Source organism: Nonomuraea soli (genome assembly GCF_013761175.1).
Lineage (GTDB): Bacteria > Actinomycetota > Actinomycetes > Streptosporangiales > Streptosporangiaceae > Nonomuraea > Nonomuraea soli.
Genome location: NZ_JACDUR010000001.1, coordinates 786,465 through 801,054, shown reverse-complemented (window position 1 = coordinate 801,054; position 14,590 = coordinate 786,465). Strand labels below are relative to the sequence as shown.

General features: G+C 71.4%; 14 protein-coding genes. 9 read left to right on the top strand and 5 right to left on the bottom strand.

Annotation, left to right across the window (positions count from 1 at the left end; genetic code table 11):
- The first annotated feature begins 17 nt into the window (after positions 1 to 17).
- A complete protein-coding gene (locus tag HNR30_RS03825; protein WP_181608226.1) occupies positions 18 to 1,256 on the top strand; it encodes a phosphotransferase in 1,239 nt (412 codons plus the stop codon).
- Positions 1,257 to 1,621: 365 nt separating this feature from the next.
- Complete coding sequence (locus HNR30_RS03820; protein ID WP_181608225.1) at positions 1,622 to 2,524, top strand: adenosylcobinamide-GDP ribazoletransferase; 903 nt, start codon at positions 1,622 to 1,624, stop codon at positions 2,522 to 2,524.
- A gap of 368 nt (positions 2,525 to 2,892) precedes the next feature.
- Here the strand turns inward: HNR30_RS03820 and HNR30_RS03815 are convergent, their stop codons facing one another.
- From HNR30_RS03815 to HNR30_RS03805, 3 genes are all read right to left on the bottom strand, one after another.
- Positions 2,893 to 3,861: a CPBP family intramembrane glutamic endopeptidase gene (locus HNR30_RS03815; protein WP_181608224.1), complete on the bottom strand. Its 969-nt coding sequence runs from the start codon at positions 3,859 to 3,861 to the stop codon at positions 2,893 to 2,895.
- A gap of 503 nt (positions 3,862 to 4,364) precedes the next feature.
- Positions 4,365 to 5,345, bottom strand: a complete 981-nt coding sequence (locus HNR30_RS03810) for an SdpI family protein (RefSeq protein WP_181608223.1) — start codon at positions 5,343 to 5,345, stop codon at positions 4,365 to 4,367.
- Positions 5,342 to 5,689, bottom strand: coding sequence for a GntR family transcriptional regulator (locus tag HNR30_RS03805; protein ID WP_181608222.1), 348 nt, complete (start codon positions 5,687 to 5,689; stop codon positions 5,342 to 5,344). The genes HNR30_RS03810 and HNR30_RS03805 overlap by 4 nt, the downstream gene beginning before the upstream one ends.
- Before the next feature lie 77 nt (positions 5,690 to 5,766).
- Between HNR30_RS03805 and HNR30_RS03800 the strand changes: the two genes are divergently transcribed.
- Genes HNR30_RS03800 through sucB form a run of 3 tightly spaced genes read left to right on the top strand, consistent with a single transcriptional unit; the run spans position 5,767 to position 10,171 of the window.
- Positions 5,767 to 7,260 carry a leucyl aminopeptidase gene (locus HNR30_RS03800; RefSeq protein ID WP_181608221.1) on the top strand — a complete coding sequence of 498 codons (1,494 nt, stop codon included), beginning with the start codon at positions 5,767 to 5,769 and terminating at the stop codon, positions 7,258 to 7,260.
- 12 nt (positions 7,261 to 7,272) lie between these two features.
- Positions 7,273 to 8,649, top strand: a complete 1,377-nt coding sequence (gene lpdA / locus HNR30_RS03795; RefSeq protein ID WP_181608220.1) for a dihydrolipoyl dehydrogenase — start codon at positions 7,273 to 7,275, stop codon at positions 8,647 to 8,649.
- 28 nt (positions 8,650 to 8,677) lie between these two features.
- Entirely contained in the window at positions 8,678 to 10,171 is a 1,494-nt protein-coding gene (gene sucB, locus HNR30_RS03790) for a 2-oxoglutarate dehydrogenase, E2 component, dihydrolipoamide succinyltransferase (RefSeq protein ID WP_181608219.1), read from the top strand.
- An 81-nt stretch (positions 10,172 to 10,252) separates the two neighbouring features.
- On the opposite strand, the gene HNR30_RS03785 is transcribed toward sucB, so the two are convergent.
- Entirely contained in the window at positions 10,253 to 10,843 is a 591-nt protein-coding gene (locus HNR30_RS03785) for a TetR/AcrR family transcriptional regulator (RefSeq protein ID WP_181608218.1), read from the bottom strand.
- A 50-nt stretch (positions 10,844 to 10,893) separates the two neighbouring features.
- Here HNR30_RS03785 and HNR30_RS47255 point away from each other — a divergent pair, with 50 nt between their 5' ends.
- Positions 10,894 to 11,853: a GNAT family N-acetyltransferase gene (locus tag HNR30_RS47255; protein ID WP_181608217.1), complete on the top strand. Its 960-nt coding sequence runs from the start codon at positions 10,894 to 10,896 to the stop codon at positions 11,851 to 11,853.
- On the opposite strand, the gene HNR30_RS03775 is transcribed toward HNR30_RS47255, so the two are convergent.
- A complete protein-coding gene (locus HNR30_RS03775; protein ID WP_220133161.1) occupies positions 11,850 to 12,413 on the bottom strand; it encodes a TetR/AcrR family transcriptional regulator in 564 nt (187 codons plus the stop codon). The two genes, HNR30_RS47255 and HNR30_RS03775, sit on opposite strands and share 4 nt — an antisense overlap.
- Before the next feature lie 82 nt (positions 12,414 to 12,495).
- Between HNR30_RS03775 and HNR30_RS03770 the strand changes: the two genes are divergently transcribed.
- The 3 genes from HNR30_RS03770 (at position 12,496) to HNR30_RS03760 (ending at position 14,578) form a co-directional block, all read left to right on the top strand.
- The gene (locus HNR30_RS03770) at positions 12,496 to 12,900 is read left to right on the top strand and encodes an organic hydroperoxide resistance protein (RefSeq protein ID WP_181608215.1); all 405 of its coding nucleotides are present in this window, start codon (positions 12,496 to 12,498) and stop codon (positions 12,898 to 12,900) included.
- Between the two features lie 9 nt (positions 12,901 to 12,909).
- Positions 12,910 to 13,791 (top strand): TIGR01777 family oxidoreductase, encoded by an 882-nt coding sequence (locus HNR30_RS03765; protein WP_181608214.1) that lies wholly within the window; start codon positions 12,910 to 12,912, stop codon positions 13,789 to 13,791.
- A gap of 67 nt (positions 13,792 to 13,858) precedes the next feature.
- Complete coding sequence (locus HNR30_RS03760; protein WP_181608213.1) at positions 13,859 to 14,578, top strand: Type 1 glutamine amidotransferase-like domain-containing protein; 720 nt, start codon at positions 13,859 to 13,861, stop codon at positions 14,576 to 14,578.
- The last annotated feature ends 12 nt before the right edge of the window (positions 14,579 to 14,590 follow it).

Sequence of the window (14,590 nt, the reverse complement as noted above, 5' to 3'; positions counted from 1 at the left end):
ATGACGCTCGGCAGCGGATGATCCCGGGCGATCGTGACGCCCTAGCCGCTCTCGTCGCACTCTCCCCCACACCGCCCTCCGGTTTCGCCGACCTGCGGGCCGCCGCGATCGGCCACCTCGCGCTGGGCTCCCACGACCAGGCACTCGACCTGCTGGACCAGGCGATGGAACTGGCCGACACCCCGGCGCGCGTGGTCGCCGTGACGATCAACCTCGCCGACGTGTACCGCTACGCGGGCGACACCGCCACAGCCGAGACCCTCTACCGCCGCGCCCTCTCCCATGCCCGCACGGCCGCTCCCGTGTATGTCTCGTTCGCGCTGCAGCACCTCGGCAAGGCGCTGGGCGAACAGGGCCGGCTCGACGAGGCCCGCGACCTGCTGACCGAAGCGCTGGCCCTGCGCGAAGCCGCCCAAGACGACCTGACCGTGCGCAAAGCCGCCCCAAGCGACCTGACCGTGCGCAAAGCCGCTCCAGGCGACCCGTCGCTCGCGGCCGGCACCCGCGCCGCGCTGGCCGCCCTCGACGACCCCGCCTTCGTCCTCCCCCTCCCGCCCTCCGTGGCCGCCCTGCTGGGCCCCTCCCCCTCCTGGTCGGACGCCCACGAGGGGCTCAGCGGCACCGTGGCCTTCGTCAACGACGCGTACTACGTCAAACGCGGCCCCCACGCCCGCCGCGAGCACGAGCGGCTCACCTGGCTCGGCGCGCACGGCATCGCCGTACCCGAGGTCGCCGCCTTCGAGGACGACGTGCTCGTCCTCGCCGACGCCGGCGCACCCAGCCTCGCCACCTCCCCACCACCCGGGATCGGCGCGGTCATGGGGTCGGTGCTGAAAGCTCTCCACGCGCTACCCGTCGCCACGTGCCCCTTCGACGAACGCCTCGACGTACAACTCACCCGGGCGCGGCGGCAGGTCATCGAAGGCCTCGTCGACGTCGAGGACTTCGACGAGGACAACCTCGGCCTCACCGCCCGCCAGGTCCTCGACCGGCTCCACGCCGAGCGGCCCCGCGACGAGGACCTCGTGGTCACGCACGGGGACTTCACACCGTCGAACGTGCTGAACGGCGGGATGCTCATCGACCTCGGGCGCGTGGGCACAGGCGACCGCTACCGCGACCTCGCACTGGCCGTCCGCGACCTGCGCGAGGACTTCGGGGAAGGGGCGGTCGGGGAGTTCTTCACGGCGTACGGCCTGCACGCGCCGGATACGGCGAGGCTCGCGTATTACCGGCTGATCGACGAGCTCTTCTAACGCGCCACGCCTCACCGGCGCCCGCAACCGACCCACGGGCCAAGCTCGCCCACTCACCTGGGCCCGCCACCGAACTCCCCCGCCCTCACTCGCCTCACTAGCCTCACCCGCCTCACCCGCTCTCACTCGCCTCACCCGGTCTCACTCGCCTCACCGGCTCCGCGGCCGGGCACGCCGATCTCCACCGGCCCACCAACCTCGCCCCTCCTACCGGCACCGGCCGGTTGCCCCGTCCACCCGCCAAGCTCGCCCGCCACCACGGCTCCCCGACCCGTCCCACCACCAGGGTCACCTACTCACCCCCACCGGCCCGTCGCCAAGGCACCCGACCAGGGCGAACACGGACCCGCCTAGGATCAACGGTCATGTCCTGGAGTGCGGGTGCCCGATTCGCAGTCGGCACGCTGAGCATCTTCCCGATCCACGTGACCGTCGTGAACCGCGACGTGGCGGGCCGGGCGATGACACTCGCCCCAGCGGCCGGCCTCCTCCTCGGCCTCATCGCCGCCACCCCCCTGTGGTGGCGGCCCGACCTGCTCGGGGCGGCGCTCAGCCTCGGCCTGCTCGCCCTCCTCACCCGAGGCCTCCACCTCGACGGCCTCGCCGACCTGGCGGACGGCCTCGGCAGCGGCAAACCCGCCGACCAGGCGTTGCAGATCATGAAGAAATCCGACATCGGCCCCTTCGGCGTAATGTCACTGATCTTCCTCCTCCTCACCCAGGCCGCCGCCCTCTCCAGCCTCGGCCCCGGCCTGGCTCCCGTCGCTCTGGTGACAGCCGCCGTCTCCGGACGCCTGGCCCTCACCTGGGCCTGCCGCACCACCGTCCCGAGCGCCCGCCCCGACGGCCTCGGCGCCATGGTGGCCGGCACCGTACGGCGGAGCTGGGTGCTCGTCGTCACCCTGGTCGTGGTCGGTGCCGTGCCGCTCGTGGGCGTGGGCACGCAGTGGATCGTGCCGGCGACAGGCGCAGCTCGCATCGCCGAGCAAAGCTTGCCGGTTGCCGCGAGCTCGCCTGCCGAACAAACCCGGCTCGCAGCAAACGACGCGGTCATCGAACAGAGCGGGCTCGCGGAGGGCTCGCTCGTCGAGCAGGGCTGGCTCGTCACCCTCACGCCTACGCTGGCCGCCCTGGGCGGGCTGGCGGTGGCGCTGCTGCTGCTCCGTCACACCAGGCGGCGGCTCGGCGGCGTCACGGGCGACGTGCTCGGCGCTCTCGTCGAGACCGCTACCACGGCGGCCCTGGTCGTCTTCGCCGCGCTCGTGTGATGGCCGCACGAGCCTCGCACGCTCTGCCGCGGCCGCTCGGCATCACGACGCCCCTTAATGTCTTTGGCCGCGGACCGACGCCACACGCCCACGGCCAAACAGACCGACGCCACGCGAGCCGGCACCACACGGGCCGACGCCACGCAGGCCAGCACCACACGGACCAGCGCCACCCAGGTCGACGCCATGCAAGCCGACGCCATGCGGACCCGGCATCACGCGGGCCAGCACACCACAGGCCCTGCACACATCCCCCCGCGCGAGGGGCCAGCATCACGCGGGGCCCGTCTCAAACGCGCCACGATCGCGCGGGCAGACTTCACGGCACCCTTGAATGCCCCCGCCGTGTGCCTCATGCCACCGCAGCCTCAGGCGCCGGCCACCTCCGCCCGCCGCACCGGGAACGCGCGGAACAGCACCGCCGTCACCACCGCCAGGACCACCCACCCGGCCACCCCCGCGACGCCGACGAGAGCGGCGTTGGGAGAGCCGCCGAACGCCAGCACCACAGGCCCCACCGCATTGAGCGACCCGTGCGCCACCACAGCAGGCCAGACGCTTCCCGAGCGCAGCCGCAACCACCCGAACAGGGCGCCGATCAGCACCGTGGCTCCCACGAACATGAGTGCGGCCCAGGCGCCCAGGTCGGGGTAGTTGTAGCCGAGCAAGGTCAGGGGTGCGTGCCAGGCGCCCCAGATCACGCCGGAGACGAGCACGCCGAACCACACGCCGCGCTCCTCGACGAGGCGGGGTAGCAGCCAGCCGCGCCAGCCCCACTCCTCGCCGAAGCTCTGGACGGCGTTGACCAACGGCCCGATCAGCGTGGCGCCCACCACCTGGGCGATGAAGGCCGGTGCGAGGTCGGCGGGGACGGGGAGGCCGGCTGAGCGCAGGGTGGCGGCCAGGCCGGACAGGTTGGGCTGGAGCCAGCCGAGCAGCAGGCTGAGTGCGATCGAAGTGAGGATGATGGCCGGGATGCCCAGCCAGGCGGCCAGGATCAGGCGTGCGGTACGGCCTCGCGCGGGGCCGAGGGTGAGGCCTGTCTCGTTGGCGAAGCGGCGGAACGGGGTTCGGCGGGTGAGCCAGACGGCGAGGACGCCGACTGTGGGGGTGAGCATCAGGAGGGAGCCCCAGAGGAGGAACTGGGTGGACTCCAGCCCGTCGCCCAGCCACAGGGGCAGGGCGACGAGCCATGACAGGCCGAAGGACACCGCGAGGAAGACGACGAGGTCGCGCTTGGGTGTGGGGGTGGAGTGGCGAGTTCGGGCCTCGCTGGGCGAGGGCGTAGGGAGGGCTTCGGCCACGCGGGGCGAGGGCGTGGGGCGAGCTTCGGCCATCTCACCGGGTGAGGGCGTGGGGCGAGGGTCGGCCTCACCGGGCAAGGGCTTGGGGCTACGGGTTGCGGCCTTGGCGGGCATGGACGCCGGGAGAGCCCCGGTCTCGCCGGGTGTGAGCGTCGGCGCGGAGGCGGAGGCGGGGGTAGAGGCGGAGGCGGGGGTAGAGGCGGAGGCGGGGGTAGAGGCGGAGGCGGGGGTAGAGGCGGAGGCGGGTGCGGAGGCGGAACGAGCTTCGGCCTCACTGGGCAAGGGCGTGGGGCGAGCCCCAGCCTCGCTTGACGTGGAGGCCGGGCGTGCCCCCGCCTCGCCGGGTGCGGAGGCGGGTGCGAAGGCGGAGGCAGAGGCGGGACCGGGGCCCTGAGCAGAAGCAGGGGCAGGGGCAGGCCCGGGGCCCTGCGCAGAATCAGGGGCAGGGCCGGAGGCAGAGGTAGGGCCGGAGGCAGAGGTAGGAGCAGGGGCGGGCACCGGGCGGGGTGCGGGGGCGGCGGGTTCGGGATGGGTGGTCATGACACTCGCTCCTGAATGAGTGCGTTGAGCAGCGAGGCCCCCCGCGTCGCATCGTCGATGCTGATCACCAGCTGCCCCCCGGAGTGGTACCGCAGCACCAGGCACTCCCCTCCCCTGATCATGATCGCCGCCATCCCCGGCACCCCGCGGAAGCCCCAGCCGCCGACCTGGCTGGGGAAACGCTCCTCCGCCCAAGCGGACTCGATCTTGGAGAGCCGGATCCTCCGCACCGGCCACCCGAAGGGCCCGAAGCCGATCGCGACGCCGTCGTCACTGACGCGGACGGTGACGGCGCAGGTGGCGATCCCGGCGGCCGCGGCGACGAACATGAGCGGCACCACGGTGGCCGTGACGCCGGGCGGCAGGACGCCGGTCAGCCAGAGCACGGCGGCGACGACGGCGACCGCGAGGGGGACGACGGAGAGCGGGTAGAGCCACGCGTTGGTCACCCGGCTGACCCAGGCGGAGCGCTGGCCGGCGCGCAGGCGGAGCTGGGGCGGGGCCTCGCCGGCGGGGGTGGGCTGGTCGGGCTCGCCGCGACCGAGGAAGCCGGCGAGTGCGCCGAGGGCGAACGGGACGGCGACGACGGCGGCGACGCTCCACCCGGACAGGTGGGCGTCGGTCCAGGCGGGGGCGTCGAGGTTGGCCAGGATGGTCGACGCGTGCATCAGGGCGACGAAGGAGCCGCTCCAGATCAGCGCGCCCCACCAGTAGGCGCGTGACAGCCGCCGGGCGAAGGCGCGGCCGTCGGCCGCGATGCCCATCAGGACGACCCAGAACAGCGCCCACATGCCCAGCACCGACAGCAGGATGGCGGTGAAGCCGGAGTTGCCGTCGGGTTCGAAGCCCGAGCCCCAGTGGGTGGCCAGCGGTGAGGGCAATCGATCACGGAAGGCGAAGGAGACGGCGACGACGGCGGCGGTGACGAGCACGCCCCAGGCGGCGCCGGCCAGAAGGGCACGGTTGCGGGAGGTCATGGCAACTCCTTCACGATCTCGATCAGGTCATCACGGCTGTAGCCGTAGCGTCGGGCCTCTTCGAGCAGCTCGCGCGCCTTGGTGAGGATGGCGAGCCGGCCCTCGACCACGCTGGCGACGCTGACCCCGCGCCCGCGCCGGAACTCCAGCACGCCCTCGTCGCGCAGCTCGCGCAGCGCCCGCAGGACGGTGTTGGCGTTGATGCCGAGGGCGTCGGCCAGGTCGCGGGCGGGTGGCAGCCGGTCTCCGGCCGAGTAGGAGCCCTCGGCGATCGCATGGCGGATCGCCGAGGCCACCTGCTCGTGGAGTGGCCGCGGGTCGTTCAGGTTCAGCGTCAGCAGCATGATGCCAATGAAACTAGCACCATCAGCCGGATGGTGCCACCCCCGGTAGCTTCATATTGATGGGATGACCCTGTGTTATGCATAGGGACAAACCCTGGATAGCATCGGTTTACGTGACCACTGTGCGGCTGAACTCAGCAGACCCTGTCTCGTACGACACCGACGCACTCATCGTCGGGTTCCACCCGGGTTCCGACGCCCCCACGACGGGCGTCGAGGGCTTGGAGCAGGCTTTCGGCGGCAAGCTCGCCCAGACACTGAAGTCTCTCGGCTTCAAGGGCAAGGCCGGCGAAGTCGCCAAGGTGCCGACCTTCGGCTCCATCACCGCACCGGTCCTGGTCGCCGTCGGCCTGGGCGAGTCGGCCGACTCCGAGGGCCTGCGCCGCGCGGCCGGCGCCGCCGTACGCTCGCTGGCCGGCACGAAGCGCGCGGCGCTCGCGCTGCCCGCGGGCAGCCCCGAGCAGGCCGAGGCGGTCGCGCTCGGCGCGCTGCTGGGCGCCTACACCTTCAACCGCTACCGCGCCGACAAGCACGAGAGCGTCGAGGCGCTCGACGTGCTCACCGACGGCGACACCGAGCGGGCCAGGACGCTGGCCGACGCGGTCAACCTGGTGCGTGACCTGGTCAACACGCCGCCGTCCGACCTGTGGCCCGGCCGGTTCGCCGAGATCGCCGAGGAGACCGGCGGCCAGGCGGGACTGAAGGTCGAGGTGCTCGACGAGAAGCAGCTCAAGGAGGGCGGCTACGGCGGCATCCTCGGCGTCGGCCAGGGCTCCGCCCGCCCGCCGCGGCTGGTGCGCCTGTCCTACACCCACCCCGAGGCCGACAAGACCGTCGCCTACGTCGGCAAGGGCATCACCTTCGACTCGGGCGGCCTGTCGATCAAGCCGAGCGCCGGTATGGACTGGATGAAGTCCGACATGGGCGGCGCGGGCGCGGTCTTCGGCGCCCTGGTCGGCATCGCCAGGCTGGGCCTGAAGGTCAACGCCGTCGGCTACCTCTGCCTGGCCGAGAACATGCCCTCCGGTACGGCACAGCGCCCCAGCGACGTGCTCCACAGCTACAGCGGCAAGACCGTCGAGGTGCTCGACACCGACGCCGAGGGCCGCCTGGTGCTCATGGACGGCATCGCCCGCGCGCTGGAGGACGAGCCCGACCTGATCGTCGACGTCGCGACCCTGACCGGCGCGCAGATCGTCGCGCTCGGCTGGCGTACGGCAGGCGTCATGTCCAACGACGACGCCACCCGCGAGCTGGTCGTCGAGGTCGCCGGCCAGCAGGGCGAGGGCGCCTGGGGCATGCCGCTGCCCGAGGAGCTGCGCAAGGGTCTCGACTCCCCCACCGCCGACATCGCCAACCTGCAGCCGGAGCGCTGGGGCAGCATGCTGGCCGCGGGCATCTTCCTCAAGGAGTTCGTGCCCGACGGCGTCAAGTGGGCGCACATCGACATGGCAGGACCCGCCTTCAACCGGGGCGAGCCCCACGGCTACACCCCCAAGGGCGGCACCGGCGCCTTCGTGCGCACCCTCATCGGACTGGCCGAGCGGCACGCATCCGGCCTTGCCAAGTGAAAAGATGATGTCATGAGCAATCCTGTGGCCTATGACATCGTCGTCCTGGGTGGCGGAAGTGGCGGCTATGCCTGCGCTCTGCGAGCTGCCGAGCTGGGCAAGTCCGTCGCGCTGATCGAGAGGGACAAGATCGGCGGCACCTGCCTCCACCGCGGGTGCATCCCCACCAAGGCGCTGCTGCACTCGGCCGAGGTGGCCGACGAGACGCGCGAGAGCGAGGCGTACGGCGTCAAGGCCCGTTTCGAGGGCATCGACCTGCCGGGCGTTCACGCCTTCAAGGACAAGATCATCACCCGCGCCTGGAAGGGCGTGCAGGGCCTGCTCAAGTCCGCCGGCGTCACCGTCATCGAGGGCGAGGGCCGGATGGTCGGCCCGCGGCAGATCCAGGTCAACGGCGAGATCGTCGAGGGCGCCAACGTCGTGCTGGCCACGGGTTCGGCGCCGAAGTCGCTGCCCGGTCTGGAGATCGACGGTTCGAGGGTGATCACCAGCGAGCACGTCCTGACCATGGACCGCCTCCCGGCCTCGGTGATCGTGCTGGGCGGCGGCGTGATCGGCGTCGAGCTGGCCAGCGTCTACCGCTCCTTCGGCGCCGAGGTGACCATCGTCGAGGCGCTGCCGCACCTGCTGCCGACCGAGGAGGAGTCGAGCTCCAAGCTGCTGGAGCGGGCCTTCCGCCGCCGTGGCATCAAGTTCGAGCTGGGCGTCTTCTTCGAGGGCGTCAAGACCACCGACACCGGCGTCGTGGTGACGCTCGCCAACGGCAAGACGTTCGAGGCCGACCAGCTCCTGGTGGCGGTCGGCCGCGGCTCGGTGAGCGCGGGGCTGGGCTTCGAGGAGCAGGGCGTCACGGTCGAGCGCGGCTCCGTCGTGGTCGACGACCGCTGCCGGACATCGGTGCCCGGCGTCTACGCCATCGGCGACCTGATCCCGACCCTGCAGCTGGCGCACGCCGGTTTCGCGGAGGGCATCCTGGTCGCCGAGCACATCGCGGGGCTCGATCCGGCGCCGATCGACTACGCGGGGGTGCCTCGCATCACCTACTCCGACCCCGAGGTGGCCTCGGTGGGCCTCACCTCGGCCCAGGCGCGCGAGCGCGGCCTGGAGATCGTCGAGCAGGTCTACGACCTGGCCGGCAACCCCAAGAGCCAGATTCTCGGTACGGCTGGCGCGGTCAAGGTCATCGCGCAGAAGGACGGACCGGTCGTCGGTGTCCACATGGTGGGGCGCCGCATCGGCGAGCTCGTCACCGAGGGGCAGCTGATCTACAACTGGGAGGCGCTCCCTTCGGAGGTCGCCCAGCTGATCCACGCCCATCCGACCCAGTCGGAGGCTGTCGGCGAGGCCATGCTGGCTCTCGCGGGCAAGCCGCTCCACGTTCACAACTAACAGGCCCTCGATAGCGAGAGATAAAACGATGCCGGTTTCTGTACAGATGCCCCAGCTCGGTGAGAGCGTGACCGAGGGCACGGTCACCCGTTGGCTGAAGAAGGAGGGCGAGCGCGTCGAGGCCGACGAGCCGCTCCTCGAAGTCTCGACCGACAAGGTCGACACGGAGATCCCCTCTCCGTCCGCCGGTGTGATCACCAAGATCGTGGTCCAGGAGGACGAGACCGTCGAGGTCGGCGCCGAGCTCGCCATCATTGACGAGAACGGCACCGAAGGCGCCTCTGCCCCCGCGCAGGAGCAGGCTCCGGCCGCGCAGCCGGAGCCCGAGCCCCAGCCGGAGCCCGAGCCCGCCCCCGCGGCCTCCTCGATCCCGCAGCCCGCTCCGGAGCAGGCGCAGGCTCCCGCGCCGCAGCAGGAGGCCCCGCAGCAGCAGGCCCCCCAGCAGGCGCCGCAGCAGGCTCAGCAGCAGTCCTCGCCGATCGCGACGACCCCGGCGAGCGCGCCGGCTCCGCTGCCGTCGTCCGGTGAGAGCCCGTACGTCACGCCGCTGGTGCGCAAGCTCGCCAGCGAGCACGGCGTCGACCTCAACTCGCTGACCGGCACCGGCGTGGGTGGCCGCATTCGCAAGCAGGACGTCCTGGAGGCCGCCAACGCCCAGCGTGAGCAGGCCGCTCCGGCCGCCGCTCCCGCGGCGCAGGCCCCGGCTCCGGCCGCCCAGGAGCAGGCTCAGCCCGCGGCTCAGGCTCCGGCCGCCGCCCCGGCGTCCGCGGCTCCCGAGTCGGTCGAGGTCGACACCACGCTGCGTGGCCGTACCGAGAAGATGACGCGCCTGCGGGCCACGATCGCCAAGCGCATGCTGGAGTCGCTGCAGACCTCGGCCCAGCTCACCACGGTGGTCGAGGTCGACGTGACCAAGATCGCTCGCCTGCGCGACCGGGCCAAGGCCGACTTCCAGCGCCGTGAGGGCGCCAAGCTGTCGTTCCTGCCGTTCTTCGCGATGGCCGCGGTCGAGGCGCTCAAGCAGCACCCGAAGCTCAACGCCACGATCAACGACGAGACCAACGAGGTGACCTACTTCGACGTCGAGAACCTCGGCATCGCGGTCGACACCGAGAAGGGCCTCATCGTCCCGGTCGTCAAGGGCGCCGGTGACCTCAACCTGGCCGGTCTGGCCCGGAAGATCGCCGACGTGGCCGACCGCACCCGCACCAACAAGATCAGCCCGGACGACCTGGCCGGCGGCACGTTCACGCTGACCAACACGGGCAGCCGCGGCGCCCTGTTCGACACCCCGATCCTCAACAAGCCGCAGGTCGGCATGCTGGGCACCGGTGGCGTCGTCAAGCGTCCCGTCGTGGTCGACACCCCCGAGGGTGAGGTCATCGCCGTGCGGTCGATGGTCTACCTCGCGCTGACCTACGACCACCGCCTGGTCGACGGCGCCGACGCCGCGCGCTTCCTGACCACCATCAAGAAGCGCCTCGAGGAGGGCCGCTTCGAGGCCCAGCTCGGGCTCGCGTAACACGCCTGACGGCGAGAGGCCGGGTGCGACCGTCGCGGTCGTGCCCGGCTTTTCCGTTGGGTACGGCGGAGCGGTCCGGGCTCAGGGGCGCAGCGACGCCAGGTAGTCGTCCAGGAGCCGCAGCTGCCGCTCGGGAGGGAAGGCGTCCACCTCCAGCAGGACCTGGACGATGAGCCCGAGCACGAACGACTGCAGCGCCGCCGCCACCTCCCCCGCGTCGCCCTCGGCCACCTCGCCCCGTTCCTGCGCGGCCTCCACGTGCCGCTGGAGCCGTTCGCGCGAGCGCCGGTAGCGGGCCGCGTGCCCGGCGGCCAGCTCGGGGTCGCCGAGCGCCGCGTCCCACGAGCTCACCCAGACCCGGTTGGACGCCACGGACTCCGCCGTGGTCGGCAGGATGTCGGCGAGCATCGCGCGTACTCCCGCCAGGCCCTCCCCCGTGTCGGGCGCGGGCCTGGGCCGGCTGGTGCGTTGCTCGTCGAGCACCTCGAGGGCGTAGGCCACCAGGTCCCGCTTGCTCGGGAAGTAGTGCGTGAGGAGCCCGGTCGTGGCCCCCATCTCTGCGGCGACCGCGCGCAGGGTCAGGCCGCCGAAGCCGTGCACGGCCAGCACCCTCCTGACGGCTCCCGACACCTCGCGGCGGCGGGCGTCGTGGTCTCCCTTGTGGCGCGGCATGCCGGAAGGATACATTCGCACAACGCTTGTTATGTAAACGGAAGGCCGCCATGTTCGCCCTGTCCCTGCCAGGCCACGCCCAGTTGCGCCCGCTGGAGCCGTACCACGCCGAGGAGTTCGCCGCCCACCTGGACCGCGCCCGTGCCCACATCGCCCCGTGGGTCGGCGAGAGCTTCGTCGCGTCCGGCCTGGACGGCGCACGCCGGGTGTTGCAGCGCTATGCCGACGACCAGGCGGCCGACCGGCGGCGGCTGTTCGGCATCTGGCTCGACGGCGTCCTGGTCGGCGGCACGATGTTCGTCTCGTTCGACGCCGCTTCAGGGGTGTGCGAGCTCGGCTGCTGGCTGGAGCCGGCGGCCGAGGGACGCGGGCTGATCACGCCGGTGACGCGCATGATGATCGACTGGGCGTTCCGCGTGCGCGGGCTGAGCCGGGCCGAGTGGCGCACGCTGCCCGGCAACACGCGCAGCGTCGCCGTGGCCAAGCGCCTGGGCATGAGCCTGGACGGCACCCTGCGCCAGGTCCTGCCCGGCCGGGAGGGACCGCGCCGCGACGTGCAGATCTGGTCGGTGCTGGCCTCGGAGTGGCGGCACGACGACGGCCGCTCCGGCGACAAGGAGGAGCTCGACCGGCTCGCGGCCGCCTTCCTGGGCGCGTTCGACAACACCGGCGGCCGGCGGCCGGACCTGGAGAGCCTTCGCCAGGTGTTCATCCCCGAGGCCAGGATCATCAAGAATCTCGGGGCGCAGCCGGTCGTGCAGGACCTCGGCGCGTTCATCGAGCCCCGCCAGCGCATGCTCACCGACGGGACACTGACGGACTTCTCCGAGTGGGAGGTCGCCGAGCGCACCGAGATCCACGGGACGGTCGCCCACCGCTTCAGCCACTACCGCAAGGCCGGCCGCCTCGACGGCGACGCGTTCGAGGGCGCGGGGCACAAGACCACCCAGTTCGTCCGCACGCCGGACGGCTGGCGGATCAGCTCCATGGCCTGGGACGACGAGGTCTAGACGGCCGGTCCGAGCAGCCGGGTGACGGCCTGGCGCACGATGGCGCGCACGTCGGCGGGGTCGTCGAGGTTGGCGCCGACGGCGATGCCGTCGCGCACGAGCATCAGCATCGAGGCCGTCGCCGCGGGGTCGGGGTCGCCCATGGCGGCGAGCTCCGAGCGGAACTCCTCGTGGAACCAGCGGCGATGGGCGTCGACCGCCTGCCGTACGGGATGGTCGCGTTCGGGGTATTCGGCGGCGACGTTGATGAACTGGCAGCCGCGGAAGCCGGGCAGCGCGCCGATCTCGCCCATGGCGTCGAAGACGCGCAGCAGCCGCTCGCGGGGCGCGGTCTCGGTGACCTGGGCCATGGCCTCGCGCTGGGTGCGGGCCTGCTCTTCGACGTAGGCGTGGACGAGGGCGTCCTTGCTCGGGAAGTGGTGGTAGAAGGTGGCCTTCGCCACCGCCGCCTCGGCGATGATCCGGTCGATCCCGACGGCGTGGATGCCCTCGGCGTAGAAGAGCGCGCTGGCCGTCGACAGGACCCTCCGGCGGGCCGGGGACACGGAACGAGTGGACACGCCTTGACGATACCAGACAGACCTGTCTATTGTGGGCTCACAGCCAGACAGACCTGTCTGTTCGATTCTTGAGGGAGACGACATGTACACGGCGATCGGCACGGCGAACGGGCGCGAAGGCCGCGGAGTGACCTCGGACGGCAAGCTCGACGTCAAGCTCTCGCTCCCCACCGAGCTGGGCGGCGACGGCTCGGGCACCAACCCCGAGCAGCTGTTCGCGGTCGGCTACGCGTCCTGCTTCACCAGCGCGATGCAGCTGGTGGCCAAGCAGCAGTCGCTGGAGATCGGCGACGCGTCGGTGACCGCCGAGATCGAGCTGAACAGCAACGGCAAGGGCGGCTTCGGGCTGGCGGCCACGCTCCGCGTGGAACTGCCCGACCACCTCACCCCCGAGCAGGGCCGGGCCCTCGTCGAGGCCACCCACCAGGTGTGCCCGTACTCCAACGCGACGCGTGGCAACATCCCGGTCGAGCTGGTGATCGAGTAGAAAGGTCGTATGGCGATCGTTGTAGCCGGGGCCTCGGGCCTGCTCGGCACCGCGCTGATCGGCGGCCTGCGGGCCGCCGGCCTGCAGGTGACCAGACTCGTACGGCAAGCGCCGGCATCCCCTGACGAGGCACGCTGGGACCCGGGGAGCGGCCACGTTGACGACGGCGTCCTGCGCGGCGCCGAGGGGGTGGTGTGCCTGTCGGGCACGCCGATCAACCGCCGCTGGAGCGAGGACGCCAAGCGTGACATCGTCCAGAGCCGCCTGCGCAGCGTGGGCACGCTCAGGCAGGCGATCGAACGGCTCGACGACCCGCCAGGGGTCTTCGTCACCGCGTCGGGCGTCGACTTCTACGGCGACACCGGCGAGCTGACCATCGACGAGAGCGCCCCCAAGGGCCACGGCTTCCTGGCCGACCTGTGCGAGCAGTGGGAGGCCGCGGCGGACACGTCCGCGACACGGAACGCCCAGCTGCGCACCGGGCTGGTGCTCACCGGCAAGGGCGGTGCGCTCAAGCCGATGCTGCCGATCTTCAAAATGGGGCTGGGCGCACCGCTGGGCAACGGCAGGCAGTGGTGGTCGTGGATCACGGTCGACGACTGGGTCCAGGCCACCGTTCACATCCTGAAAAATCCGGAAATAAGTGGCCCAGTAAATCTCACAGGGGTCAATCCGGTCACCAATCGTGAATTCTCACAAATCCTGGCCAAATCCCTGAAGCGCCCCATGATGCCGATCCCCGTGCCGAAAACCGCGCTCAAACTGGGCCTGGGTGACTTCGGCGACGAGGCCCTGCTGTCCAGCCACCGCATTATCCCGAAAAAGCTGGTTGACAGCGGCTACGCGTTCGCCCATACCCACCTCGATCAGGCGCTGGCCGCCGTACTCTAACCAGGCGGGCGAGGCGAGGCGGTAGGGTGCGCCTGTTCTACGAGCACAACCAGTGGGAGTTCCAACGATGAGCAGCGGCCAGTCTCACATTCTCGCGATCGGCGGAGGATCCTTCCGTCCCAGTGAGCGATACGGCTTCATCGAGGCCAGTCCCCTGCTGCGCTACGCCCTGGATCTGACCGGCCAGGATCGCCCCAAGCTCGGCCTGCTCGCCACCGCGACGGGCGACAACGCCGACTGGCTGCTGAAGATGTACGGCGCGTTCGCGGGATGGGACGTCGAGGTCAGCCACCTGACCGTCTTCCCCATGCCCAACGTCGCCGACCCCCGGCAGTGGATCCTCGAGCAGGACATGATCTACGTCAGCGGCGGCAGCGTGGCCAACCTGGCGGCGCTGTGGCGGCTGCACGGCCTCGACGAGGCCTTCGCCGAGGCCTGGAAAGCGGGCGTGGTGCTGTCAGGGCAGAGCGCGGGAGCGCTGTGCTGGCACGTGGGAGGCAACACCGACTCCTTCGGGCCCACCCTGCAGGTCTGGGCCGAGGGCCTGGGCTTCCTGCCGTACTCCTGCGGCGTCCACTACAACTCCGACCCGCAGCGGCGAGAGCTGCTGCAGGCATCGGTGGCCAGCGGCGAACTGCCCGAGGGCTACGCCGCGGACGAGGGCGTGGGGCTGCACTACGTCGGCACCGAGTTCATCCAGGCCGTGACGGTCGACCCCCAGGGCTACGCATACAAGATCGAAAGGGACAAGGAGTTCAGGATCGAGCCTCGGCTCCTTACGGGCTGACTTACCCTTGAT

Bases quoted from the DNA above. Each gene is read 5' to 3' on its own strand.
- HNR30_RS03825 (WP_181608226.1), top strand. From the start codon at position 18: ATGATCCCGGGCGATCGTGACGCCCTAGCCGCTCTCGTCGCACTCTCC.
- HNR30_RS03820 (WP_181608225.1), top strand. From the start codon at position 1,622: ATGTCCTGGAGTGCGGGTGCCCGATTCGCAGTCGGCACGCTGAGCATC.
- HNR30_RS03815 (WP_181608224.1), bottom strand. From the start codon at position 3,861: ATGGCCGAAGCTCGCCCCACGCCCTCGCCCCGCGTGGCCGAAGCCCTC.
- HNR30_RS03810 (WP_181608223.1), bottom strand. From the start codon at position 5,345: ATGACCTCCCGCAACCGTGCCCTTCTGGCCGGCGCCGCCTGGGGCGTG.
- HNR30_RS03805 (WP_181608222.1), bottom strand. From the start codon at position 5,689: ATGCTGCTGACGCTGAACCTGAACGACCCGCGGCCACTCCACGAGCAG.
- HNR30_RS03800 (WP_181608221.1), top strand. From the start codon at position 5,767: ATGCATAGGGACAAACCCTGGATAGCATCGGTTTACGTGACCACTGTG.
- lpdA (WP_181608220.1), top strand. From the start codon at position 7,273: ATGAGCAATCCTGTGGCCTATGACATCGTCGTCCTGGGTGGCGGAAGT.
- sucB (WP_181608219.1), top strand. From the start codon at position 8,678: ATGCCGGTTTCTGTACAGATGCCCCAGCTCGGTGAGAGCGTGACCGAG.
- HNR30_RS03785 (WP_181608218.1), bottom strand. From the start codon at position 10,843: ATGCCGCGCCACAAGGGAGACCACGACGCCCGCCGCCGCGAGGTGTCG.
- HNR30_RS47255 (WP_181608217.1), top strand. From the start codon at position 10,894: ATGTTCGCCCTGTCCCTGCCAGGCCACGCCCAGTTGCGCCCGCTGGAG.
- HNR30_RS03770 (WP_181608215.1), top strand. From the start codon at position 12,496: ATGTACACGGCGATCGGCACGGCGAACGGGCGCGAAGGCCGCGGAGTG.
- HNR30_RS03765 (WP_181608214.1), top strand. From the start codon at position 12,910: ATGGCGATCGTTGTAGCCGGGGCCTCGGGCCTGCTCGGCACCGCGCTG.
- HNR30_RS03760 (WP_181608213.1), top strand. From the start codon at position 13,859: ATGAGCAGCGGCCAGTCTCACATTCTCGCGATCGGCGGAGGATCCTTC.